The following is a 21,377-nucleotide window of genomic DNA, read 5'->3' as shown; positions in this document are numbered from 1 at the left end:
AGATGCGTGCGCCGACCCGGCCCCGGCGACGGCCGGATCAGGCCGGGCGATCGAAGCCGGTGGTCCGGCCTGGTCCGAACGGGGCCCCAGTCGCCGCCCTCACCGTCGGACCGCCCCGGGGGCGGACGACGGGAAGGCGAAAAGACAGACCCTAGAACGCACGCCCCCATGCCGCGAAGGGTGACCTGTGCGGCGCGGGCGCGTTGGCCTGGGCATGACCCTTACGCAGACCGCCGCCGGCCGTCGTCGGCGCCTCCTGGCCCCCACCACCGCAGAATCGGTTCCTCAGCCGCCACCCCCGGAGCGCCCCGCGCCCCAGGACCCGCCGATCTACCGCGCCCTGGTCAGCCACTGGGCCGACCACGGCAAGACCCTGCCGGGGCGCCACGATCCGGAGTGGGCCCGGCTGGTGGCGTCCCCGGTCAGAACCGGCCAGTTCAGCGGCTTTCAGGACCGGCGAGGTGCCGCGCGATGACCATGCGCTGGATCTGATTGGTGCCCTCCACGATCTGGAGCACCTTGGCCTCGCGCATGTAGCGCTCGGCCGGGAAGTCGGCCGTGTAGCCGTACCCCCCGAGCACCTGGACGGCGTCCGTCGTGACCTTCATCGCCGTGTCCGTGCACATCAGCTTGGCCATGGCCGCCTGCTTGGAGAAGGGCCGGCCCGCGTCGCGCAGGCGCGCCGCCGTCAGATAGAGCGCACGGCCGGCCTCGATCTGCGTGGCCATGTCGGCAAGCATGAAGCGCAGGCCCTGGAAGTCGGCGATGGGATGCCCGAACTGCCGGCGCTCCGTGGCGTACGAGACGGCCTCGTCGAGGGCCGCCTGGGCCACCCCGATCGCGCAGGCCGCGATGCCGAGCCGCCCCGAATCGAGGGCGGAGAGCGCGATCGCGAAGCCCTGCCCCTCGTCGCCGATGCGGCGCGCGTCGCTCACACGCACCCCGTCGAAGTGGACCTGGGCCGTGGGCGAGCCCTTCATCCCCATCTTCTTCTCGGGCGCCGCCGCGCTCAGTCCCTCGGCGTCCCCCGGGACCAGGAACGCGGTGATGCCACGCGCCCCCTCCCCGCCGGTACGCGCCAGAACGGTGTAGAAGTCGGCGACTCCGCCGTGCGTGATCCAGGCCTTGGTACCGGTGATCACCCAGCCGTCGCCTTCGCGGACCGCCTTGGTCCGCAGGGACGCGGCGTCCGATCCCGAGGACGGCTCGGACAGGCAGTACGCGCCGAGCAGGCCGCCGCCGAGCATGGCGGGCAGATGCTCGACCCGCTGCTCCTTGGTGCCGAAATTGGCCAGCGCGTGGCAGGCCAGCGAGTGGACACTGACGCCGAGGCCGACGGTGAGCCGGGCGGCGGCGAGTTCCTCCAGCACCTGGAGGTAGACCTCGTACGGCTGGTCGCCGCCGCCGAAGTCGGAGTCGTAGGGGAGGCCGAGCAGACCCGACTCGGAGAGCAGTGAGAACGTCTCGCGAGGGAAGCGTCCGGCGTCCTCCTCCTCGGCCGCGCTCGGGGCGATCTCGCGCTGCACGAGCTCACGTACGAGCGAGAACAGATCCCGGGCCTCGTCCGTGGGCAGTTGACGGTCCACCGGCTGCGGGGCGCGGTCGGGCATATCGACGCTCTCCTCCCTGTCGGGCGCTGCGGCGGTCGCGCGCGGGGTGGTGCGGCGGCGCCGTGATCGAGCCGCCGCCGAGGGCTCCCCTCCGGGTCTCGGACGGGTGCTGACCAGCGGCTGCGGCCCGTTGAGTATGCCTGTTCGACGGCGGCCCGTCACCAGTTAACGACCGCTTACTTCAAAGATACCGAAAAGACGGGGGAGCGGCGGCCGGGGGCGGCCCGGAGCCCCAGGGGAAGCCGCCGAAGGCCTGTCCGAAGCCGCAACGGCCCGCCGGAACCGGAAGCCACCGAGCCCCCGGCGCATTGGTCCGCACCATTGACCCCACTGGTCTAGTCCTCCTATGGTTCCCTGCAACGTCTTAACGCGTTCATGCCAAAGATGCATGGCACGGATCGCGTGACGACGCCCTTTTGGTGCACAGCAAATCCCCCCACGCTCCCCTCCCCCACGAGGAGACACGATGCCCAGACCGCACCGTCCACGCGCCCCCTTCCGGGCGCTCCTGTCCGCCGCGTGTTGCGCCGTCCTCGGCGCCGGGCTGCTCGCCTCCGCGGGCACCGCCGCGGCACAGAACGACGTCGTCCCCCGAGAAGCCGCGGCCGGTTCGAAGGTCGTCGGCTACTTCACCGAATGGGGCGTCTACGACCGGAACTACCACGTCAAGAACATCGAGACGTCCGGCTCTGCCGACAAGCTCACGCACATCAACTACGCCTTCGGAAACGTCACCGGCGGCAAGTGCGCGATGGGCGACTCGTACGCCGCCACCGACAAGGCCTACACCGCGGACCAGGCGGTGGACGGCGTCGCCGACACCTGGGACCAGCCGCTGCGCGGCAACTTCAACCAGCTGCTCAAGCTGAAGAAGCTGCACCCGAACCTCAAGATCCTCTGGTCCTTCGGCGGTTGGACCTGGTCGGGCGGGTTCACCGAGGCCGCCAAGGACCCGGCCGGGTTCGCGCAGTCCTGCTACGACCTGGTCGAGAACTCCAAGTGGGCCGGTGTCTTCGACGGCATCGACATCGACTGGGAGTACCCCAACGCCTGCGGCCTTTCCTGTGACACGAGCGGGCGCGACGCCTACAAGAACCTGATGAGCGCGCTGCGTTCGAAGTTCGGTTCCGGCGCCCTGATCACGTCCGCGATCCCGGCCGACGCCTCCGACGGCGGCAAGATCGACGCCACCGACTACGCCGGTGCCGCCCAGTACGTCGACTGGTACAACCCGATGACGTACGACTACTTCGGGGCCTGGGACGCGCAGGGGCCGACCGCCCCGCACTCGCCCCTGACCTCGTACAGCGGCATCCCCAAGGCGGGTTACGACACCGACGCCACCATCACCAAGCTCAAGGGCCTCGGCGTCCCGGCGTCGAAGCTGCTGCTCGGCATCGGCTTCTACGGGCGAGGCTGGACCGGCGTCACACAGTCGGCGCCCGGCGGCACGGCCACGGGCGCGGCGGCCGGCAAGTACGAGCAGGGCATCGACGACTACAAGGAGCTCAAGTCGAAGTGCCCGGCGACGGGAACGGTCGGCGGCACCGCCTACGCGTACTGCGGCAACAACTGGTGGAGCTACGACACCCCGGCCACCATCGCCGGGAAGATGGACTACAAGAACCAGCAGGGCCTCGGAGGCACCTTCCTCTGGGAGCTCAGCGGTGACACGACGAACGGCGAGCTGATCAAGGCGGTCGACTAGCCGGTCGGGTACGGCACTTGGGGCGGGGGATGCGCGGCGTCCCCCGCCCCTTCGCGTCGCTTCAGGGCTTCGCGGGCGCCGGGCAGCCGGGCAGCCGGGCAGCCGGGCAGCCGGGCAGCCGGGCGCGAACTGCCCGATCACTCGCAGGGTCTCGCCGAGCAGACGCACCTGGAGTTCGCCCCGCACCCGCCACCACGTCGGCCTCGACGCCCTGATCCTGCCCGCCCCGTGCGTTCGCGGCGACGCATCTCGGCGGGTTCCTCGTCGGCGTGCTTCTCGGGATCGTCGGCAGCGCGACGGGACGCGGCCGGACACCCATGCGGGAGGAATCGGCGGGGCGCAAGAAGGTACGGGACCACCACACAGGGCACCCGTGCGGTGGCTCCAAGAGCTCGCGGGGCTCACCGACCGGCACTGGCGCGTCGGGCCCGGCGCCGGGGAAAGGCGGGCTACATCAGGCCGGCCTGCGTGACGAACATGGCGAGGACCACGACGAAGGTCCAGCCGAGGACGTGCTCGAGGATCTTGGGGCCGTTGTCCTTGGGACCGCCGGTGCGGGTCCGGGCGGCACGGTTCGTGACGGTGGTCGCGGTCATGGCATCTCGCTGAGGTCGTCCGGCAGTGGCATCCCCCCCACTGACCCGTCCACCATGCCACCGCCGCGGCCGGTTGTGGGCGAGAGCTTGGTCACGCACAACTGACCCGCGGCGCCGCGCGGCTCACCTCGGTGCCGGACCTGCGAGGAAGAGACCGCCGGCCCCGACGCCGGCCACCCGACCGGAGCGTGGATCGGGTCCCGAACCCATCCGCTCGTGGAGTCGTCGCGGGCGTACCACGGCCCCTCCCGGTCGCGTCGGGAGGGGCCGCGGCGGGTACCTCAGCGGACGCCGACCGCCTCGAGCGCGCGGCGCTGCTTCGAGGTCGGGTGGGCCGGGAAGTACAGGTAGCAGACTCCGCCGGTGCCGGACACGACCTTGCCGGTGGCGTTGTACCTCTTGGTACGGAGCCAGATGTTCTCCCACTCGGCCCGCTTGTAGACACGGCGCACGGCCGTGTCACTGGGCGACGCCGGGTCGTTGGCGATCACGTCGCCGTCCGCGGTGAAGCCGATCACCGTCATGAGGTGTCCGGACGTCCCGTACCCCGCGCCCGTCAGCTCCTCCTTGAGGAACGACTGAGACGTTATGGCCGGGATCCCCGCCGCGATCAGGGTCTCCAGATCACTGAGCGAGCCGAGCCGTGTGACGACGCCCTGGAGGTCCTTGTACGTCGCCGCGTAGGCCGCGTTGAAGGGCCAGTTGCCGCAGCCCTCGTACTGGTAGTCGTACGTGAAGCGGGCCGCGTGGCAGACCTCCGGGTCCGCGTAGTCCGGGTTGACCCAGGCCAGGTCCTCCGCGGAGGGCTTGCGGCCCCAGTACTCGATGATCATCTGCGAGGAGGTGGGACTGCACCAGGCCTCGCCGCCGTTGTCGTACTCGGGGTACTGGCCCGCGTGGACGCTCTGCGAGAAGCGCGGAACGGACAGCTCCTTGGCGAGCCCCGGGGTCGAGGCCGGGACCGAGAAGCGGTCCGGGACGTCGGAGCCCATCGCGCCGAGCCGCCACACGAGAGGCGCGTCCTTGGAACCCGGCGCGCGGTACAGGGTCAGGCGCAGGCGGTAGGAGACGAGGCGCAGGCCCGAGGCCGCGTCGTCGATCGAGAAGGTGTCCGTCCAGATACTGGACTTTCCGTCCGACTGGTCGTCGACGGAGGTCCGCCGGATGTCCTGGTCGCCGGCGGCCCATCGGCCCATCACGTACCAGGGCGTCGCCGCGCCGTCGGAGTACGTGCCCTGGAGTTCGATCTGGATCCAGGTACCGGCCGGGGTGCGCGCGTTCCAGGAGGCGATGACCTCGGTGGCGGGTACCGACAGGCGGTGGGCCGGGGAGGTCCACCGGCCGTACTCCCAGGTGGCGGTCTTGCCCGTGTGCGGATCCGTGTAATCGGTGCGGCCCTCGGGGGTCGCGAGCGTCAGACCGGGACGGGCTCCGGCGACCGCGCGGGTGCCGGACGCCGTTCCGGAGCGCCAGTCCGCGTGCGAGGTCCAGGCGTGGTTGTCCACGAGACGCGGGGCCGCGTGGGCGGAGGCCGGTGCGCCGGTGCCCGCGACAGCGGTACCCGCGGTCGCGGTGAGCGCCGCCGCGCCCGCGGTGGCCACGGCGGCGGTGAGCAGGGTTCTACGGGACAGAGGTTCGGGTCGGGACATGAGCGGGGCTCCCCCAGTCGACGAGATATCCGTAAAGGGGCGGGTGAGGTGGCACAACAGTGCGCCAACTATGGCCGGTACCCGCCGACTTCCACCAGCGTTTCCGGGCCTGTCGTGGCTACCAATATTGGCCTGTACCACTGGCATGACCTGCGACGGCGCGCGGGAAACCGATCGAGCGCCTCCCGTACCCTTGCGGGCGATGACCTTCCAGCACATGCCGCTCCCCCGGCTCGCCGCGACCCTGCGCGCCCTGCCGCCCTCCTGCGGCCCGGTCCGGCTCGTCGCCGTCGACGGCCACGCGGGCTCCGGCAAGTCGACGTTCGCGGCGCGGCTCGCCGAGGCGCTCGGCCGGGCGCCCGTCCTGCACCTCGACGATCTCGCCAGCCACGACGCCCTCTTCGACTGGACGGCACGGCTGCGCGAGCAGGTCATCGATCCGCTCGCCCGCGGCGAGAGCGCCCGGTACGAGCCGTACGACTGGAACGCCCGACGCTTCTGCCCGCCTCGTGTCCTGGCGCCCGCGCCGGTGGTCCTGATGGAGGGCGTGGGCGCCGGCCGGCACGCCGTGCGGCCTTTCCTGGCGCACCTGTTGTGGATGGACACGCCGCAGGAGGTGTCCTGGGAACGGGGGCGGCGCAGGGACGGGCCGGCGCAGAGCGAGTTCTGGGACGGCTGGATCCGTGCGGAGCGCGCGCACTTCGCCGACGACCCCTCGCGCCCCTTCGCCCAGACATTGGTACGCGAGTGTCCTGAGGGGTACGAGGCACGTCAGATGCCTCCTGGGACCCAATTTCCGACGCCTTCCGTCACTCACCGTGAAGGGCCGTCGGCAGCGCGCTGACCCCTCCCGAAGCGCCTTCCGCCAGTTTCCGCGAGTGCCTCAACTCGGCTTGACCGAGGGGCCGTACAGGACTTACGTTCTGAATGTGCGGCCTTTCGGGGCCGCCGGCAGACGCGAAGCCCCCGGTTGTTCCCCCGTGATCGGGGGCTTCGTTCTGCCCTGTTCGCCCCTTCGGGGGTGCGGTGAGCCGCGATTCGTTCACCCTCGGTCACCATCCGGCCCCGTCCTCACCTGCGCCGCCCGCCTCGGATCCGGCCCTGCGGCGCCCTCGGCCGACGACTGCTGCGCAGGTACGATGCCTCTCGGTGCGGCTTACGGACGGCTCGCGGTCCGCACCATGACAACTCCCGTCCACAGCACATCGGTTCGACGCAGGAGCCGGCGGGCACCGGCCCGACGGAGCACCACGGGGGCACGGTTTGTGGGGGACGTGATGGACTTCGGCACACAGGGCTCGCCCGGCCCGGCCGACCTCGCCTGGGTGCGCGGTGTGGACGCCTACACCATGGGCGCCTATCCGCAGGCCGAGGAGGAGTTCCGGGCCGCGGTCCGGATGGATCCCGGCATGGCCGACGGCTGGCTGGGGCTGCACGCGTTACGCATCGACACGACGACCGCGCTGCTGCGCATGTTCCGGCACCGCGACCGGTTCGGCGAGCAGCGCACCCGGCACCGGCGCACCCTGAACTCCTGGTACTGGCTCGGCTGGTGGGTGCAGCCCGTCCTGGAGCGGCCGCGCGACCTGCTGCTCGCCCACGCGTCGCACTGGCTCGACGGGCGCCATGTCCCCGACCTTGACGGGGCGTTGGCGACGCTGCCGCGGGTGGACGCCGATCCGCAGGTGCGGTTCCTGCACGCCTGCCGCGCCTACCTCGTCAAGGACTGGGAGCAGCTGGTCCGGCACACGGACCCGCTGCTCGACGACGGGCTCCTCGGCATCGAGGCCGGCCTCTTCGGCGGCATGGCCCGCGTGCGCCTGGAGATGTACGGGCAGGCCGAGCCACTCCTGTCCGCGGCGCTGATGCGCTGCCGGAGCGAGCAGCCTCAGCGCAAGGAGCTGCGCTACTGGCTGGCCCGCGCCCACGAGGGCACCGGCCGCTCCGCCGCCGCGCTCCCCCTGTACCGGGCCGTGCACCGGGTGGACCCCGCCTTCATGGACACCTCGGCCCGCCTCGCGGCCATCGCCGAGAGCGACGGCTACGGCGACTTCGGCGACGGCACGGACCTCAGTCCCCTCGCCATGAGCGGACTCGGCCAGGACGTGCTGGACGGCTCCGAGTCGATGGACCCGCTGTACGAGGGCGACGGCCGGAACCTGAAGGTGAGCGAGCCCGATCTGCCGCCGCCCGGCGCCATGTCCGCCGAGACCGACGCCGTCCGCGAGAAGGCCGTCGTACCGATCACGCCGCAACTGCCCGCCGGACCCGCCGACCCCGCGCTGCTCGAGGAGGCCCTCGCCGAGCTGGAGCGGATGGTCGGCCTGGAACCCGTGAAACGGCAGGTGAAGGCGCTCTCGGCGCAGTTGAACATGGCGCGGCTGCGGGCCGGGCAGGGCCTTCCCGTGCAACCGCCGAAACGGCACTTCGTCTTCTCGGGCCCCTCCGGCACCGGCAAGACCACCGTGGCCCGCATCCTCGGCCGGGTCTTCTACGCCCTCGGACTGCTCGGCGGCGACCATCTCGTGGAGTCCCAGCGGGCCGACCTGGTCGGCGAGTATCTGGGCCAGACGGCCGTGAAGGCGAACGAGCTGATCGACTCGGCGATCGGCGGCGTCCTCTTCGTCGACGAGGCGTACGCCCTGTCGAACTCGGGCTACGGCAAGGGCGACGCGTACGGCGACGAGGCGCTCCAGGTCCTCCTGAAGCGCGCCGAGGACAACCGGGACCACCTCGTGGTGATCCTCGCGGGCTACCCGGAGGGCATGGACCGCCTCCTCGCGGCGAACCCCGGACTGTCCTCGCGCTTCACGACGCGGGTCGACTTTCCTTCGTACCGGCCCCTCGAACTCACCGCGATCGGCGAGGTGCTCGCCGCGGAGAACGGGGACGTGTGGGACGAGGAGGCGCTCGACGAGCTGCGCTCCATCAGCGGCCACGTCGTCGACCAGGGCTGGATCGACGAGCTCGGCAACGGAAGGTTCCTGCGGACGCTGTACGAGAAGTCGTGCGCCTACCGGGACCTGCGGCTGACGGGGTACGCGACGACTCCGACACGGGACGACCTGTCGACGCTGCGGCTGCCCGACCTGATGCAGGCGTACGGCGAGGTCCTCTCGGGGCGCGGGCCCCAGGATCCGTCCGCGATGTGACAGCGCGAAGGGGCGGGCCCGATCCGGGACCCGCCCCTTCGCCGTGTGCGCCTGTCAGCCGGCCAGCGCCTCCTCCGGCGCCTCGGCCCGCGGCTCGGCCACCCGCGACCCGGGCGCCGGGGCGTCCCGGTGCGCGGGGTCACGGACCTCGCCGACGAGCATCTCCAGGACGTCCTCCAGGGCGACCAGGCCGAGGACCCGCCCCGAGGCGTCGGCCACCTGCGCGAGATGCGTCGCGGCGCGGCGCATCACCGTCAGGGCGTCGTCGAGCGGGAGTTCGGCGCGCAGCGTCGTCATGGGACGCCAGATCTGCTGCGGCACCGCGCGGTCGTGGTCGGCGGAGTCGATCAGGTCCAGGACGTCCTTCACGTGCAGATAGCCCATGAAGGCGCCCCCCTCCGCGCAGACCGGGAAGCGGGAGTAGCCCGTGCGCCCCGTCAGCTCGATGACCTGGCCGGGGGTGACCGAAGGGCCGACCGTGATCAGGGACGCCCGGTCGAGCAGGACGTCGGTGACCGGGCGCGAGCCCAGTTCCAGGGCGTCCTCCAGGCGTTCCTGCGCCTCGGGTTCGAGCAGCCCCGCCTGTCCGGAGTCCTCCACGAGACGGCCGAGCTGCACGCTGGTGAAGACCGCCTCGACCTCGTCCCTCGGCTCGACCCCGAACAGCTTCAGCACGAGCCGGGCACAGGCGCCGAGGGCGACGGTGACCGGCCGGCACAGCCGGGCGAAGGCGACGAGGCCGGGGCTGAACCAGAGGGCGGTCTTCTCCGGCGCCGCCATCGCGAGGTTCTTCGGGATCATCTCGCCGACGACGAGGTGCAGGCTGACGACGGCGGCGAGCGCGATGACGTAGCCGAGGGGATGGATCATTCCCTCGGGGAGGTGCATCGCCTCGAAGAGCGGCTCCAGCAGATGGGCGACCGTCGGCTCGGCGACCGCGCCGAGCGTCAAGGAGCAGACGGTGATGCCGAACTGGGCCGCCGCCATCATCTGCGGCAGGTGCTCCAGGCCGTACAGGACCTGGCGGGCCCGCGAGGTGTCCAGGGGCTCGATCTGGCTGCGGCGCACGGAGACGAGGGCGAACTCGGCGCCCACGAAGAACCCGTTGGCCAGCACGAGGAGGACGGCGAAGAACAGTTGGAGCGCGCTCATCGGGCGGCCTCCGCCAGCTGGGCGGCGTCCGCGGTCCTGACGATCCGGACGCGCTCCGCGCGGTAGTGGTCGACCTGGCGCACCGAGAGCCGCCAGCCGGGCAGCTCGGCGCGGTCACCGGGCGCGGGGATCCGGCCCAGCAGGTCGGCGACGAGACCTGCGACGGTCTCGTACGGGCCTTCCGGTACGTCGAGTCCTATGCGGCGCAGGATGTCGACCCGGCAGCTGCCGTCGGCGTCCCATGCGGGGCGGCCGTCCTCGGACGGCGCGACCGCGAGCTCGGGCAGGTCGAGGCGGTCGTGCTCGTCGCGGACCTCGCCGACGAGCTCCTCGACGATGTCCTCCAGGGTGACGACGCCGGCCGTGCCGCCGTACTCGTCGACGACGACGGCTATGGGCTGCTCGCTGCGCAGGCGCTCCAGGAGGGGCTGCACGGGCAGCGTCTCCGGGACGAGCAGCGGGGCCTGGGCGATGCGGCTCACGGGAGTGCGCAGCCGCTCGTGCGCGGGCACCGCGAGGGCGTCCTTGAGGTGCACCATGCCGATGATCTCGTCGATCCGCTCGCGGTAGACAGGGAAGCGGGAGAGGCCCGTGGCGCGCGTGAGGTTGACGACGTCCTCGGCCGTCGCCGAGGACTGGAGCGAGCTGACCTTCACGCGCGGTGTCATGACGTGCTGGGCGGTGAGCTCACCGAGGGACAGGGTGCGGACGAACAGGTCCGCCGTGTCCTGCTCCAGGGTGCCCGCCTGCGCGGAGTGCCTGGCCAGGGAGACGAGCTCGCCGGGGGTGCGGGCCGAGGCCAGCTCGTCGGCGGGCTCGACGCCCAGGGCGCGTACGGCGCGGTTGGCCACGGCGTTGAGCAGCGCGATCACGGGCCTGAAGAGGCGCGAGAACACGTGCTGGGGGCCCGCGACGAACCGTGCGACCTGGAGCGGCTTGGAGACCGCCCAGTTCTTCGGCACGAGCTCGCCGATCACCATCTGCACGGCGGAGGCCAGGAGCATGCCGAGGACGACGGAGACGCCGCCGACGGCGCCTTCCGGTACACCGACGGCGGTGAAGGGCCCCGCGAGCAGCGTCGCGAGCGCCGGCTCGGCGAGCATGCCGACGACCAGTGAGGTGATGGTGATGCCGAGTTGGGTGCCGGAGAGCTGGAAGGACAGCTCCTTGAGGGCGTTCACGACGGTACGGGCCCGTCGGTCGCCGTCGGCCGCGGCCTTCTCGGCGTCGGCGCGCTCCACCGTGACGAGGCCGAACTCGGCCGCCACGAAGAAGCCGTTGGCCAGGATCAGCAGGAATGCCGCTCCGAGGAGCAACAAGGGGATGGTCATGCCGCCGCCTCCGTGCACACAACGCGCAATTCGGTCGCGCTATGTCGGGAGGGGGCGGCGCATGTACTGCAGGACGAACCGTCCATCGCCGGAGGGAGTCACTCCTCGGGTAGCAGGAAACCCCCGGGGTCCTGGCGGACCCGTGGTCGGGAGCGGGGCGGCGATGTGCGCGCGCCCCGCCACCAGATTAATCAAGTCGGGGGTGGAAGCGTCAGGGCGTGCGGCCCTGAGTCAGCCCTGAAGTTCCCCGGAGGCCGTGGAACGGACCTCGGTGAGGGCGCGCAGGGCGCGCGCGTCGGCGAGGGCACGCTCCTTGGCCATGGCGGGCTGGATGCCCATGGCGGCCAGGCTCGTGCCGTCGCTGAGGTTGAGGAACACCCAGGGATCACCGGGCCTCAGGGTGACCTGGACGATCTCCGCCCAGGCCAGGCGGCGGCTGCGGGCGATGTTCACCACGGTGACGCCCTCGTCGTCCGCCACGACCTTGGGCCGGGCGAGCAGGACGAGAGCGCCGACGAGGAGCGCCCCGGTGAAGATGAAGCTGAGTCGGTCGCCCGGGTTGAGGCCGCCCAGCATCAGGGCGATGACGGTGAGAGTGACGAACATCGCGCCGCCGAGGCCCAGCAGGACGGCCCGGGTGCGGGTCGGCCGGAAGGTGACGGGCAGCGTGGGGACTTCGGACATGAGTGCGGTCCTCAGAGGCGGCAGGCGTGGATGGCCGTGGTCAGGATGGCCCGCGCGCCGAGTTCGTACAGGTCGTCCATGATGCGCTGGGCGCCCTTGGCGGGGACCATCGCGCGGACGGCGACCCAGCCCTCGTTGTGCAGGGGCGAGACCGTCGGCGACTCGAGACCCGGGGTGAGGGCGACGGCCTGCTCCAGGTGCTCGGCACGGCAGTCGTAGTCCATCATCACGTAGGTCCGGGCGACCAGGACGCCCTGGAGGCGGCGCAGGAACTGCTGGACCTTGGGCTCTTCGGCACCCGCGCCGGAGCGGCGGATCACGACGGCCTCGGACTTCATGATGGGGTCGCCGAAGACGTCGAGGCCCGCGTTGCGCAGGGAGGTGCCGGTCTCGACGACGTCCGCGATGACCTGGGCGACGCCCAGCTCGATGGCCGTCTCGACGGCGCCGTCGAGGTGGACGACGGACGCATCGACGCCGGACTCGGCGAGGTGCTTGCCGACGATGCCCTCGTAGGAGGTGGCGATCGTCTTGCCCGCGAGGTCCTCGAGGCCGGAGACGGTGCCGGGCTTGGCCGCGAAGCGGAACGTGGAGCGGGCGAAGCCGAGCGGCAGGATGACCTCGGCGTTGACGCCGGAGTCGATCAGCAGGTCCTCGCCGGTGATGCCGATGTCGAGCTTGCCGGACGACACGTAGATCGCGATGTCCTTGGGCCGCAGGTAGAAGAACTCCACCTCGTTGACCGGGTCGACGAGGACGAGCTCCTTGGACTCCTTGCGCTGCTGGTATCCGGCCTCATGGAGCATCGCCGACGCAGGTCCGGACAGTGAACCCTTGTTGGGGACGGCGATGCGCAGCATGAGGTCGGATTCCTTTGCGTTCAGGAGGGATGTGACGTGTGAGGGGGGAACTTGACGCCGGGTCTAGAGGTGGGCGTAGACGTCGTCGAGGGAGATTCCCCGGGCGACCATCATCACCTGGACGTGGTACAGCAGCTGCGAGATCTCCTCGGCAGCCGCCTCCTTGCCCTCGTGCTCGGCGGCCATCCAGACTTCGGCGGCCTCCTCGACGACCTTCTTGCCGATGGCATGGACGCCCTTGTCCACCAGTTCGGCGGTGCGGGACGTCGCGGGGTCGCCGTTCTTGGCCTTGAGCTGAAGCTCGGCGAAGAGCTCTTCGAAGGTTTTGTTCGCCATGATGGTCCTAAGACTACGGGTTCCCCCCGGCCACTCAGCGCCAGGGTTCGCTGACCGAGCGCAGCGTGGCCGCCGTGGCGACGGCCGCCGTGACGGCCTCGTGGCCCTTGTCCTCGTTCGAGCCCTCGATTCCGGCGCGGTCGAGAGCCTGCTCCTCGGTGTCACAGGTCAGCACGCCGAAGCCGACGGGGACGCCGGTGTCGATGGTGACCTGGGTGAGCCCCATGGTGACGCCCTGGCAGACGTACTCGAAGTGCGGGGTGCCGCCGCGGATGACGACGCCGAGGGCGACGATCGCGTCGTAGCCGCGGCCCGCGAGGACCTTGGCGACGACGGGGAGCTCGAAGCTGCCCGGGACCCGCAGGAGGGTCGGCTCGTCGATGCCGAGCTCGTGCAGCGCGCGCAGGGCGCCGTCCACGAGGCCGTCCATCACCTTCTCGTGCCACTGCGCCGCGATGACGGCGACGCGCAGGTCACCGCAGTTGCGTACGGACAGTTCGGGTGCGCCCTTGCCACTCACGTTGCTCCTCAGTGCTTGTGTGGTGCTGTGTTCGGTGTGCGGTGTGTCGTCTGAAAGAGGTACGGGCTACTGGTTCGCGCAGGTCGTGGACGCGGGGGCGTCCAGCCAGGGCAGGTCGTGGCCCATCCGGTCCCGCTTGGTGCGCAGGTAACGGAGGTTGTGCTCGCCCGCCTGGACCGGCATGGACTCGCGGGCGACGACCTTGAGGCCGTGCCGCAGGAGCGCGTCGGTCTTGTCGGGGTTGTTGGTCAGCAGGCGCAGGCCGCGCACGCCGAGGTCCTCGAGGATCTGGGCGCCCGCCGCGTAGTCCCGCGAGTCGGCCGGAAGGCCCAGTTCCAAGTTGGCGTCCAGCGTGTCGCGGCCGCGCTCCTGGAGCTCGTAGGCGCGCAGCTTGGAGAGCAGGCCGATGCCGCGCCCCTCGTGGCCGCGCAGGTAGACGACGATGCCCCGCCCCTCCTCGGTGATGCGCCGCATCGACTCCTCCAGCTGGGGGCCGCAGTCGCAGCGCAGCGAGTGGAAGACGTCGCCGGTGAGGCATTCGGAGTGGACCCGCACGAGGACGTCGTCGCCGTCGCCGATCTCGCCGTGGACGAGGGCGACATGCTCGACACCGTCGACCGTGGAGCGGTAGCCGTACGCGGTGAAGTCGCCGAAGGCGGTGGGCAGATTGACCTCGGCCTCGCGGCGGACCGTCGGCTCGGAGGAGCGGCGGTAGGCGATCAGGTCCTCGATGGAGATGATCGTCAGGCCGTGCTTGCGGGCGAACGGGATGAGCTCGGGCAGGCGCAGCATCGTGCCGTCCTCGCCCGCGATCTCGACGATCGCGCCGGCGGGGCGCAGGCCCGCGAGCCGGGCGAGGTCGACGGCGGCCTCGGTGTGGCCGTTCCTGACCAGGACGCCGCCGGACTTGGCGCGCAGCGGGAAGATGTGGCCCGGCCGCACGAAGTCGCCCGCCTCGGCGGTGCCGCCGGCCAGGAGCTGGAGCGTGGTGGCGCGGTCGGCGGCGGAGATGCCGGTGGTCACGCCGTGCGCGGGGCCCGCGTCGACGGACACCGTGAAGGCGGTGCGCATCGACTCGGTGTTGTTCTCGACCATCTGCGGCAGCTGGAGGCGCTCCAGCTCGTCGTTCTCCATGGGAGCGCAGATCAGGCCGCGGCACTCGCTCATCATGAAGGCGACGATCTCGGGGGTGGCCTTCTCGGCCGCGATGACGAGATCGCCCTCGTTCTCGCGGTTCTCGTCGTCGACGACCACGACGGGCCGGCCGCTCGCGATGTCGCGGATCGCCTGCTCGACGGGGTCGAGCGACAGGTCCGAGGTGTCCTCGTCGTGCGAGGTGCTGTACCAGACGGGTGCCGTGGTCATGCCGGTGCTCCTTCCAGGGCGGGCTGCGAGGCCGAGCGGGACCGCAGCCACCAGTCGCGCATGCCCCACAGGACGAGCGCGCCGTAGATCACGTAGACGAAACCGGAGAACGCGAATCCGTTGGCGAAGTTCAGCGGTACGCCGACCAGGTCGACGAGCAGCCAGGCGAACCAGAACTCGACCATGCCGCGCGCCTGGGCGTACATGGCGACGATCGTGCCGACGAAGATGTACGCGTCCGGCCAGGGGTCCCACGAAAGCGTGGGGAAAGCGGTGAACAGGCCGCCGACCGCCAGGGTGCCGAGTACGGCGGCGCCCAGCAGGTAGCCGCGCTCGCGCCAGGTGGCGAACCGGACGGCGAGGGAGCCGTCCTGGGCCTGACCCTTGCCGCGGTTCCACTGCCACCAGCCCCACGCGGCGACGACGATGACCACGAGCTGCTTGCCCGCGCTGCCCGAGAGGTGGGCGGTCGCGAACGCCGTGAGCAGGATGAGGCCGGAGACGAGCTGTGCGGGCCAGGTCCAGATCGAGCGGCGCCAGCCGAGCGCGAGGGCTACCAGACCGACGGTGTTGCCGATCATGTCGGACCACATGATGTGCTGGCCGAAGAGCGTGAACGCCTCGGAGTTCAGCCAGTTCAGGCTCACTTGGTGGCCTCCTGGGCACGGTCGCCGAGCAGCCGCTCGACGTACTTGGCGATGACGTCGACCTCGAGGTTGACCGGGTCGCCGGCCTGCTTCAGGCCGAGCGTGGTCAGGGCGAGGGTGGTGGGGATCAGGCTGATGGTGAAGTAGTCGGGGCCCGCGTCGACGACCGTGAGGCTCACTCCGTCGACGGTGATGGAGCCCTTCTCGACGACGTAGCGCGCGAGGTGCGCCGGGAGCGAGACCTTGACGATCTCCCAGTTCTCCGACGGCTTGCGCTCGACGATGCTGCCCGTACCGTCGACGTGTCCCTGCACGATGTGCCCGCCGAGGCGCGCGCCGACAGCGGTGGGGCGCTCCAGGTTGACCCGGGAGCCGACCGCGAGGGCACCGAGGCTGGACCGGTCGAGGGTCTCCGCCATGACATCGGCGGTGAACTCGTCGCCCTCGTGCTCCACGACCGTCAGACAGACGCCGTTGACGGCGATGGAGTCGCCGTGGCGGGCTCCTTCGGTGACGACGGGGCCGCGCAGCCTGAAGCGGGAGGCGTCGCCGAGTTCCTCGACGGCAGTGATCTCGCCCAGCTCTTCGACGATTCCGGTGAACACTTCAGTGCTCCTTCGTTGCAGGGGCCGCGGGGCCGACAAGGGCGGCGGTGAGGCGCAACGCCTCAGGGCCGGCGGGGATTCCTGAAGGAGCGAAGGACGCGTGCGGGCGCACGGCTGCTCGCCGGGCGGGCACTGCGGAAGTGGTGGCCACCGGGTCCTCCTGCCTCTTCGGGCACGGACTCCGGGGCACTGTCGCGATAGGGCGACAGAACGTACGGGCGAGGACACCGAGGCCGACGCCGAATGAGACCTGTCCCTGAGGACAAGTCGAAACAGACGGCGGCGCGCACGAATGCCCGCCCGCCGCGCACTGCCTCCCATCCGGACTTTAACCGTCGGTCCAGGAATTTCACCTGGTCAACCGGCCGCTGGAAGCGACCGGGTCGCGGACTATAACCGCCGGTTCGGACTTTCACCGACCCCGGAGTGCGCTGCTTCTGGTACAGGGCCAGTGTGCCACGTCCGCGCGTGAGCCAAACGGGTGATCGACTGTGGGCTGCCTCACAGGCCGTGTGCGTGGACTCGCGCAGCGTTCCGGGCGGTCGCGCCTGCCAGGGTAAGAGCGTGACGTTCGCAACCGCCGGACATGGGTGGTCCCACGGCGCGACGGCGTCCGATCCGGCCCGCGCCCACCTGCGGGCGAACGGTCGCCGCCGGCGGCTCCTCGAGGTCCGCCCGGCCGCGAAGGCCGGGGCATGCGGGACGGCGGACACCTGACGGCCCGAACGGGCGGTGGGCAAGGGAAGACGTTCGAGGAGTTCCTCGCGCGGCGCCTCCCGGCGAGCCGACCCGGACCGCGCCGGGGGTCAGCGGTCCGTCGGCGTGAAGAGGTCGTCCTGCGCCCCGTCCCGCGCCATCAGCAGCGCTCCCCGCAGCACCGCCGAGCCGCCGAGGGCGCCGGCCCGCACCTCGGTGGGCAGGGGGGACATGGCGGCGAGGCGGGTGGCGACCAGGGCCGCGAGGCGGTCGCCGCCCGCGCGGCCGACCTCGCCGCCCAGGACGAGGCAGCCCGGGTCGAGGACGGCGACGACGGAGGCGGCCCCGAGGACGAGACGGTCGGCGAGTGCGTCGAGGAAGCGGGCGGCGGGCGTCCCGGGCTCCGCCCGTACCGCTTCGCGGACGAGCGCCGCGGCGACCGGCTCCCCCGGCGCGGCCGTCGGGCCCACCATGTCGTGGGCGCGGGCGAGTTCGGCGATGGCGGCGGATCCGGCCAGCGAGTGGAAGCCTCCGTCGCAGCCGGTAGCCGACGGGAGTCCGGCTGTGCCCGGCACGGGCAGGAAGCCGATCTCGCCGGTGCCGCCGGAGGCCCCGCGGCGCAGGACGCCGTCGAGGACGACCGCGGCGCCGATTCCGTGGCCGAGCCAGAGCAGGGCGAATGTGTCGCGGTCGCGGGCGGCGCCGTCGCGCTGTTCGGCGAGGGCGGCGAGGTTGGTCTCGTTCTCCACCAGGACGCGGGCCGGCAGGCGTTCGTGGAGGGCGGCGACGAGGCGACGGTGCCACTCGGGCAGGCCCGACGAGTCACGGAGTTCACCGGTGACGGGGTCGATGAGGCCGGGGGCGCCGATCCCCACGGTGTGCAGGGGCTCGGCGCCCGCCTCCTTCGCGGTGCGCTCGATCAGGGCGACGGCCCGCTCGACGGCGGGGCCGGTGCCTCCTTCGTCGTCGATGGGCGCGGACGCCTCGGCGAGGACGGTGCCCAGGAGGTCGGCGACGGTGAGGGTGACGCCCTCGGTGCGGACGTCGAGCGCGGCGAGATGGGCGAGCCCGGAGACGATCCCGTGGAGTTTGGCGTTGGGGCCGCGGCGCCGGGCGCCCGCTTCCCCGACGACCTCGATCAGGCCCTGGGCCGTGAGCCGCTCGACGAGGTCGGCGACAGAGGGCCGGGACAGGCCGGTGAGCTCCTTCAACTGCCCGGCCGTCAGGGGCCCTTCGCTCTGGAGGAGGCGCAGCGCGAGCCGGTCGTTGATGGCCCTGGCGGTACTCGGTGATGCGGGCATGGCGCGGATCCTTCCAGATCGCCTTCGCTGCCGGGACCGGGGCCGTACAGGGAGACCGGTGGGAAACCGACTATTTATCAGGCAGGGTTCCTGATAGTTTACGCCAGCAGCCTGGGGACGGTATCGGGAGGGTCACGCCGGATGAGCGAAGTCGGTTACGGGACAAGGGAGTTGAAGCGCGCGCGCTATGCGGTCGCGACGGTCTTCTGCGTCCATGGAGCGGTCACCGGGTCCTTCGCGACCCGGGTGCCCTGGATCCAGGACCACGCGGGGGTCAGCGCGGGCCAGCTCGGTATCGCCCTCGCCTTCCCCGCGCTCGGCGCCTCGGTGGCGATGCCGCTCGCGGGCTGGGTGAGCCACCGGTTCGGCGCGCGCACGGCGCTGCGCGGCCTGCTCGCCCTGTGGACGCTCGCGCTGGTCCTGCCCTCGCTCGCGCCGAACCTGGCCGTGCTGTGCGTGGCGCTGTTCGCGTACGGCGCGTCGGCGGGCATGTCGGACGTGGCGATGAACGCGCTGGGGGTCGAGGTCGAGAACCGCCTCGACCGGTCGATCATGTCGAGCCTGCACGGCATGTGGAGCGTGGGAGCCCTCATCGGTTCGGCGGCCGGCACGCTGGCCGCCCACCTCGGCTCCGACGCCCGGCTGCACCATGTGCTCGCCGCGGCGACCCTGACGGTCGTGGGCTTCATCGCGTGCGGCGGCGTGCTCGACCTGCGCCCCACGGAGGACGAGGAGCCGCCGCCGCGCTTCGCGCTGCCGCCCAGGTCGGCGCTGCTGATCGGCGCGGTCGGCTTCTGCGCCGTCTTCGCCGAGGGGGCGAGCCTGGACTGGTCGGCGGTCTATCTGCGGGACGTCCTCGACACGTCCGCCGGACTCGCGGCCGCGTGCACCACCGCGTTCACGCTCACGATGGCCGTGGCGCGGCTCGCCGGCGACAGGATCGTGGACCGGTTCGGCGCGGTGCGCACCGTGCGGGTCGGCGGGGTCGGCGCCGCGCTCGGCGGACTGCTCGTGGTGGTGGCGCCGAACCCGGCGGTCGCGATGGCCGGTTTCGGCCTGATGGGACTGGGGATCGCGGTGGTCGTGCCGCTCGCCTTCGCGGCGGCGGGGCGCAGCGGACCGAATCCGAGCCAGGCCATCGCGGGCGTCGCCACCATCACGTACACCTCGGGGCTCATCGCCCCCTCCGCGATCGGGACGGTCGCCGACGCCACGAGCCTGGTGGTCTCCTTCGGCCTGGTGACGTTCCTGGCGTGCGGGCTCGCGGTGTTCGCCGGGGTGCTGCGCACGGGGGACCGTACGCGCACGACGCAGGCCGAGGTCAGTCCTGCGTCCGCAGGAGCTCACGGCCAAGGGTCCTGAACGTCTCGCTCCAGGGGGCGGGACGCAGGGTGGCCGGATCGAGGCGGACGAGTACGCGGGTGCCGTGGGCGTAGGTCGTCCCACCGTCCGCCGAGCAGAAACGGAAGCCGTACGTCAGGCCGGTGGTGCCGAGCCGGTCGAGCCAGAGGTGCACGGCGTACGCGCCGGGGCGGTCGACCGGCGCGTCGTAGGTGATGCGCAGCTCCTTGACCGCGTTGCAGAAGTCGCCGGCCGCCGCCCAGTCGCCCTCGAAGACGAGGCCGCGCTCCGCCCACAGCGCGGCCCAGGCGCGCTCGACCATCACCGGGTAGCGGGCGTTGTGGAGCAGGCCGAGCGCGTCGAGGTCGTCGAAGTGGACCGTGACGGGGACGAGCTGTCCGTGGGACTGGGCGGGGCGGGCGAGGGCTTCGGCGGTCACGGGTGGGGCTCCTGATGCGGTACGTACAAGAGCCCCATCGTACGGCCTCGAGCTAAGCAAACGCTCAGCAGGCCAGGTCGGGGCGTGACGCCACCGGTTCAGCCCGCGATCGAGTCGAGCTGTTCGGCGGCCGGGCGCAGGGTCCACAGATCCCCGCCGGGCGGCGCCTCCAGCCGCGGAACCGCCCGCTTCGCGGCGGCGCTCCCGGCGTCGGCGGCAGCGTGCACGATGTCGCTCGCGGCGAACCGGTGGAACTCCAGCTCGGGGTGCGGCCACGCCGTCGCCCCGGTGGCCGCGGGCAGCAGATAGTCGACCGCCTTGAACAGGCTCTGCCCGTCCGGGCCCCGGTACGACCACAGGTCCACGCCGACATGCCGCCCGATCGCGGCGAGCCGGGTGTAGGCGACCAGGTCGAAGGTCGAGTAGTGCCAGCTGCGGGTCCTGGCGAGCTCCTGCGGCTGGCTGCCGTCGCCCGCGATCTGCGGGGCGATGCGCTTGGCGCGGGCGTCGAGGACGGTGCGGCGGGCGAGGGCGGTGTCGCCGGTGGCGTAGGCGAGGGCCGCGACCTGGAGGTCGTAGAAGGTGCCGTGGTTGTTCTCGGCGGCGCCCTCCTGCGCGCCGAAGTCGCTGTGCACGAGCCAGCCGAGGAAGTCCTTGTTCCACTCCTCCATCGCCGTACGGTCGCCCTTCGACCAGCCGGGGGCGCCCGTGCCGAGGAGGGCGACGGCGTCGCCGACGCTCGTGTACGACTGCGAGAAGTCGATGATGCCGATGGCCCGGCCGTCGTACTTGCAGGGGATGAACTGGGCGTGGTCCAGGTTCGGGTTCATGCGCGTGTCCGGGTCGAGGAACCAGGTGCGCAGGACCGTGGCGGCCTTCTCCGCGTACTCCTTGCGGCCCGTGTAGTACCAGGCGAGGGCGAGGTCGTACGTCGAGTCGAAGACCTTCTCCACGTCCTGGCGGTCGGTCCCGGTGTCGACTTCGGGATTGCGCTGCCCGTCGCGCTGGACGTACGGGCAGCCCCAGGGGTTGTCGGCGGTGGGTGTCTGCGAGGGCCACCAGTAGGGGGCCTGGCTCAGGTAGTCGTGGACGTCGCCGCCGGGCGCGGGCTTCGGTTTGTCGACGACGGTCCAGGGTCCCTGGTCGAGCCAGGTGTCGGCGCGGGCCGTCAAGTCCCGTACCGCGCGCCGGAGCTGCGGGTCGCCGTGGGCCAGGCGCTGCTTGGTCCGCAGCAGGCGCTCGCCGTCGAGGACTGCGGTACGCGGGGCGCCCACGCCGGCCGTCGCGGACTGGGCCGGGACCAGGACGGCGGTGAGGGCCGCCGCCGCGGTGAGCAGGGCACCGAGACGCACACGGAATCTGGCACGCATCACAACTCCCATCAC

At 71.7% G+C, this 21,377-nt stretch carries 21 protein-coding genes and 1 riboswitch; of the genes, 6 read left to right on the top strand and 15 right to left on the bottom strand.

All coding sequences use genetic code 11. The features are described 5' to 3' along the window. Positions 1-214 precede the first annotated feature (214 nt). On the top strand, positions 215-475 hold the full coding sequence (locus ACFC96_RS24845; protein ID WP_340461047.1) for a hypothetical protein: 261 nt from the start codon (positions 215-217) through the stop codon (positions 473-475). Here the strand turns inward: ACFC96_RS24845 and ACFC96_RS24840 are convergent. Then, a complete protein-coding gene (locus tag ACFC96_RS24840; protein WP_340461048.1) occupies positions 438-1,610 on the bottom strand; it encodes an acyl-CoA dehydrogenase family protein in 1,173 nt (390 codons plus the stop codon). The genes ACFC96_RS24845 and ACFC96_RS24840 overlap by 38 nt on opposite strands. Positions 1,611-2,076: 466 nt before the next feature. Between ACFC96_RS24840 and ACFC96_RS24835 the strand changes: the two genes are divergently transcribed. After that, complete coding sequence (locus ACFC96_RS24835; protein WP_376257516.1) at positions 2,077-3,318, top strand: glycoside hydrolase family 18 protein; 1,242 nt, start codon at positions 2,077-2,079, stop codon at positions 3,316-3,318. 449 nt (positions 3,319-3,767) lie between these two features. On the opposite strand, the gene ACFC96_RS24830 is transcribed toward ACFC96_RS24835, so the two are convergent. Together ACFC96_RS24830 and ACFC96_RS24825 are read right to left on the bottom strand one after the other, a co-directional pair. After that, positions 3,768-3,914 (bottom strand): SCO1431 family membrane protein, encoded by a 147-nt coding sequence (locus ACFC96_RS24830; RefSeq protein WP_116503494.1) that lies wholly within the window; start codon positions 3,912-3,914, stop codon positions 3,768-3,770. Positions 3,915-4,195: 281 nt separating this feature from the next. Then, positions 4,196-5,563: a peptidase C39 family protein gene (locus ACFC96_RS24825; RefSeq protein WP_376614132.1), complete on the bottom strand. Its 1,368-nt coding sequence runs from the start codon at positions 5,561-5,563 to the stop codon at positions 4,196-4,198. 202 nt (positions 5,564-5,765) lie between these two features. Here ACFC96_RS24825 and ACFC96_RS24820 point away from each other — a divergent pair, with 202 nt between their 5' ends. Beyond that, positions 5,766-6,407, top strand: coding sequence for a uridine kinase (locus ACFC96_RS24820; RefSeq protein WP_376257512.1), 642 nt, complete (start codon positions 5,766-5,768; stop codon positions 6,405-6,407). Positions 6,408-6,840: 433 nt separating this feature from the next. Next, entirely contained in the window at positions 6,841-8,715 is a 1,875-nt protein-coding gene (locus ACFC96_RS24815) for an AAA family ATPase (protein ID WP_376257510.1), read from the top strand. 54 nt (positions 8,716-8,769) lie between these two features. Here ACFC96_RS24815 and ACFC96_RS24810 read toward each other — a convergent pair whose 3' ends face one another. From ACFC96_RS24810 to ACFC96_RS24770, 9 genes are all read right to left on the bottom strand, one after another. Further along, the gene (locus tag ACFC96_RS24810; RefSeq protein WP_376257508.1) at positions 8,770-9,867 is read right to left on the bottom strand and encodes a hemolysin family protein; all 1,098 of its coding nucleotides are present in this window, start codon (positions 9,865-9,867) and stop codon (positions 8,770-8,772) included. Beyond that, positions 9,864-11,198 (bottom strand): hemolysin family protein, encoded by a 1,335-nt coding sequence (locus ACFC96_RS24805; protein ID WP_376257506.1) that lies wholly within the window; start codon positions 11,196-11,198, stop codon positions 9,864-9,866. Before ACFC96_RS24805 ends, ACFC96_RS24810 begins: the two co-directional genes overlap by 4 nt. Before the next feature lie 231 nt (positions 11,199-11,429). Further along, the gene (locus ACFC96_RS24800) at positions 11,430-11,882 is read right to left on the bottom strand and encodes a PH domain-containing protein (protein ID WP_376257504.1); all 453 of its coding nucleotides are present in this window, start codon (positions 11,880-11,882) and stop codon (positions 11,430-11,432) included. A gap of 11 nt (positions 11,883-11,893) precedes the next feature. Next, positions 11,894-12,742: an ATP phosphoribosyltransferase gene (gene hisG, locus ACFC96_RS24795; protein ID WP_376614130.1), complete on the bottom strand. Its 849-nt coding sequence runs from the start codon at positions 12,740-12,742 to the stop codon at positions 11,894-11,896. A gap of 63 nt (positions 12,743-12,805) precedes the next feature. Further along, on the bottom strand, positions 12,806-13,078 hold the full coding sequence (locus tag ACFC96_RS24790) for a phosphoribosyl-ATP diphosphatase (protein WP_100597453.1): 273 nt from the start codon (positions 13,076-13,078) through the stop codon (positions 12,806-12,808). Between the two features lie 34 nt (positions 13,079-13,112). Next, positions 13,113-13,598 carry a 6,7-dimethyl-8-ribityllumazine synthase gene (gene ribH, locus ACFC96_RS24785; protein ID WP_100597452.1) on the bottom strand — a complete coding sequence of 162 codons (486 nt, stop codon included), beginning with the start codon at positions 13,596-13,598 and terminating at the stop codon, positions 13,113-13,115. A 66-nt stretch (positions 13,599-13,664) separates the two neighbouring features. Next, on the bottom strand, positions 13,665-14,963 hold the full coding sequence (locus ACFC96_RS24780; protein ID WP_376257500.1) for a bifunctional 3,4-dihydroxy-2-butanone-4-phosphate synthase/GTP cyclohydrolase II: 1,299 nt from the start codon (positions 14,961-14,963) through the stop codon (positions 13,665-13,667). Beyond that, entirely contained in the window at positions 14,960-15,604 is a 645-nt protein-coding gene (locus tag ACFC96_RS24775; protein WP_340460421.1) for a nicotinamide mononucleotide transporter family protein, read from the bottom strand. Before ACFC96_RS24775 ends, ACFC96_RS24780 begins: the two co-directional genes overlap by 4 nt. Positions 15,605-15,606: 2 nt before the next feature. After that, positions 15,607-16,215, bottom strand: a complete 609-nt coding sequence (locus ACFC96_RS24770) for a riboflavin synthase (RefSeq protein ID WP_100597450.1) — start codon at positions 16,213-16,215, stop codon at positions 15,607-15,609. A gap of 303 nt (positions 16,216-16,518) precedes the next feature. Beyond that, positions 16,519-16,649: riboswitch (FMN riboswitch) on the bottom strand. Between the two features lie 130 nt (positions 16,650-16,779). Here ACFC96_RS24770 and ACFC96_RS24765 point away from each other — a divergent pair. Beyond that, the gene (locus ACFC96_RS24765; RefSeq protein WP_376614128.1) at positions 16,780-16,932 is read left to right on the top strand and encodes a hypothetical protein; all 153 of its coding nucleotides are present in this window, start codon (positions 16,780-16,782) and stop codon (positions 16,930-16,932) included. An 89-nt stretch (positions 16,933-17,021) separates the two neighbouring features. Here the strand turns inward: ACFC96_RS24765 and ACFC96_RS24760 are convergent, their stop codons facing one another. Continuing rightward, positions 17,022-18,212, bottom strand: coding sequence for an ROK family transcriptional regulator (locus tag ACFC96_RS24760; RefSeq protein WP_376614126.1), 1,191 nt, complete (start codon positions 18,210-18,212; stop codon positions 17,022-17,024). A 141-nt stretch (positions 18,213-18,353) separates the two neighbouring features. Between ACFC96_RS24760 and ACFC96_RS24755 the strand changes: the two genes are divergently transcribed. After that, on the top strand, positions 18,354-19,574 hold the full coding sequence (locus tag ACFC96_RS24755; RefSeq protein ID WP_376614124.1) for an MFS transporter: 1,221 nt from the start codon (positions 18,354-18,356) through the stop codon (positions 19,572-19,574). On the opposite strand, the gene ACFC96_RS24750 is transcribed toward ACFC96_RS24755, so the two are convergent. Together ACFC96_RS24750 and ACFC96_RS24745 are read right to left on the bottom strand one after the other, a co-directional pair. Beyond that, on the bottom strand, positions 19,534-19,992 hold the full coding sequence (locus ACFC96_RS24750; protein WP_376614122.1) for an acyl-CoA thioesterase: 459 nt from the start codon (positions 19,990-19,992) through the stop codon (positions 19,534-19,536). The two genes, ACFC96_RS24755 and ACFC96_RS24750, sit on opposite strands and share 41 nt — an antisense overlap. 98 nt (positions 19,993-20,090) lie before the next feature. Beyond that, positions 20,091-21,362, bottom strand: a complete 1,272-nt coding sequence (locus ACFC96_RS24745) for an alginate lyase family protein (RefSeq protein ID WP_376614120.1) — start codon at positions 21,360-21,362, stop codon at positions 20,091-20,093. Positions 21,363-21,377 lie beyond the last annotated feature (15 nt).

The organism is Streptomyces sp. NPDC055955 (assembly GCF_042270245.1).
Taxonomy (GTDB): domain Bacteria; phylum Actinomycetota; class Actinomycetes; order Streptomycetales; family Streptomycetaceae; genus Streptomyces.
This window is presented reverse-complemented; position numbering and strand designations above follow the sequence as displayed.